Here is a 2,069-nt window from a genome sequence, read left to right on the forward strand (position 1 = left end):
ACGTCGGGCGACGCACGTCCGACAGGCGCACTCGCCGCGCGGCCACTGCCTGTGCCCGTGACCAAGACGTTACCTACCGTCGGGGTCGGCCGCACGCCCCTTCACGGGTGACGGGCGGCCGGGAATCGATCACCGTGCGAACACCCGTACCTCGATCCGTGCTTACCCCCACCGGGTATCATCGACGACGTTCGTGGCTGCTCCCCGAGGAGGACCGATGCCCGCATACGCCGATCGTCGCGAGGAGCACCTGCGCAGGCTGCGCCGGATCGAGGGCCAGGTGCGCGGCCTGCAGCGGATGGTCGACGAGGACGTCTACTGCATCGACGTCCTCACCCAGGTCTCGGCCTCCACCAAGGCGCTCCAGGCCTTCGCCCTCCAACTCCTCGAGGAGCATCTGCGGCACTGCGTGGCCCACGCGGCGAAGGAGGGCGGCGCGGAGATGGACGCCAAGGTGGAAGAGGCCACGGCGGCGATCGCCCGGCTGCTGCGCACGTAGCGGATGGCCCGCGGGTCAGCCGGGTGCGGCGGGCTGCCGCTCCGAGGCCCGTACGGCTTCGTCCGGATCACGGTCCCCGGAGCCCGTGCCCAGCACCTCGTCGATGCGCGCCGCGCTCAGCCGCTCCTCACCCGCCGCCTCCGGCGCGGAAGCGGCGATCATCAACTCGCCGCACAGCTCGATCTCGGCGAGGGCCACGTGATCGTGGACGACCGAAGCCGAAGCCCGCGAACCGCGACCGGGCACGCCGGGCACACAACCAGGCACACGCACCACCTCCTCGTGTGTCCCCACAGTAGGGACGGGCGCACCCTCCGCGCATGGCACTTCCGAACCATTTCGGGCCACCGCCGCGGCCCTCGCTAGAACGGCGCGATCTTTCCTGCGTAGATGTCGCCGGCCTCGGGCATCGCGATGGTCACCGGTACGCCGAAGCCGTAGAGCCACGTCGTCGACGAGACGGCGACCGCTCCACCCGCCTCACTCGGCGCACCGTCGTCCACGAACGTGAACCGGTGCCGAATCTTCCGCAGGCGCCCCTGCCCATCGATGTACGCGTCAAACGGGACCGTGGCGCGGGAGAACCCTTTCGCCGCCGCCGCCAACTGGTCCCGCCAGCGCGGCGCCGCGACCCGGGCCGCCGCGTCCAGGTCCACCCGGCCCCGGTAGTGGCGTACGCGCTCGCCGCGCACCGTGCCCGCGCCCTCGTACGTCACGTGCCGGGCACCGCGCAGCAGTTCCGCCGCGCTCACCGGGTCGGTCACCCCGCCCGAGACCAGATTGCCGTCGGCGAGGGAGGTGGTGTCCACGCGCACCCACTTCTCCGCCGGCACGCCCGCGCCACGGTTCTTCATGTAGAGGGCCTCGGGGACGACGATCTCCTTGACCGGCCTGCGCTCGCCCGGCTGCGCGCCTGAGGCACCCTCGGGCAACCGGACGGTGAGCTGCCCGATCCGCTTCCGGTAGTCGAACCGGCCCTCGCCGTCCACGGCGATCCGCGTACCGCCGCTCGCCATCGTCATCGAGGTACGGGTCCGCGACGTTCCGTATCTCACCAGCACGTTCGCGGCCTCACGTACGACCGCTCCCGGACTCTTGGAGGACTTGTCGCTGGCGACCGCCGTGCCGTTCTCCGTGCACCCCGTCGCCGACAGCAGCACCGCACCGAGGGCCGCTGCCGCGCCCGCAGTGGTCCACGCGTGCCGTCGCCCGTGCCACTGCCCCACCATCGTCTGCCGGCCCCCAACAAGCGTTCTGTTCCTGGGATTCGATCCCTTAACGAGAGGCCGGGGCGTACCGTCACGGGGCCGGTACGGTTGTCACGTGCGAAATCGAACGCGTCCGGGCCCGGATCAGCGGGAACACCGGACCGCGATCAGCGAGCGGGGCTCCTTCAGCCATGCCTCCTGCTCCTGCGGCTGGCTGGGGCCCGCCCGTCGCGCCAGAACCGGGGCCCACGCGGACGCGAGGGCTCACACCGGTCGGGCCGGCGCCGAGGACGACGCCTGATCCCAGGCCGCCGACGCGAGGCGCGGAGCGCTATGCCGCCAGATCGCGCTCGCCGTCACGG

At 71.9% G+C, this 2,069-nt stretch carries 3 protein-coding genes; 1 reads left to right on the plus strand and 2 read right to left on the minus strand.

Annotated elements, in window-relative coordinates; translation table 11 throughout:
• The first annotated feature begins 217 nt into the window (after window positions 1-217).
• The gene (locus ACRDP3_RS07180) at window positions 218-499 is read left to right on the plus strand and encodes a metal-sensitive transcriptional regulator (RefSeq protein WP_431515992.1); all 282 of its coding nucleotides are present in this window, start codon (window positions 218-220) and stop codon (window positions 497-499) included.
• Window positions 500-514: 15 nt separating this feature from the next.
• Here the strand turns inward: ACRDP3_RS07180 and ACRDP3_RS07185 are convergent, their stop codons facing one another.
• Together ACRDP3_RS07185 and ACRDP3_RS07190 are read right to left on the minus strand one after the other, a co-directional pair.
• Window positions 515-697: a hypothetical protein gene (locus tag ACRDP3_RS07185; RefSeq protein ID WP_431515993.1), complete on the minus strand. Its 183-nt coding sequence runs from the start codon at window positions 695-697 to the stop codon at window positions 515-517.
• A 164-nt stretch (window positions 698-861) separates the two neighbouring features.
• On the minus strand, window positions 862-1,728 hold the full coding sequence (locus tag ACRDP3_RS07190) for a hypothetical protein (RefSeq protein ID WP_431515994.1): 867 nt from the start codon (window positions 1,726-1,728) through the stop codon (window positions 862-864).
• Window positions 1,729-2,069: the final 341 nt, after the last annotated feature.

The sequence above is a fragment of the Streptomyces sp. genome, from assembly GCF_050698815.1.
In the GTDB taxonomy this organism is placed as follows: Bacteria; Actinomycetota; Actinomycetes; order Streptomycetales; family Streptomycetaceae; genus Streptomyces.

Bases quoted from the DNA above. Each gene is read 5' to 3' on its own strand.
- ACRDP3_RS07180 (WP_431515992.1), top strand. From the start codon at position 218: ATGCCCGCATACGCCGATCGTCGCGAGGAGCACCTGCGCAGGCTGCGC.
- ACRDP3_RS07190 (WP_431515994.1), bottom strand. From the start codon at position 1,728: ATGGTGGGGCAGTGGCACGGGCGACGGCACGCGTGGACCACTGCGGGC.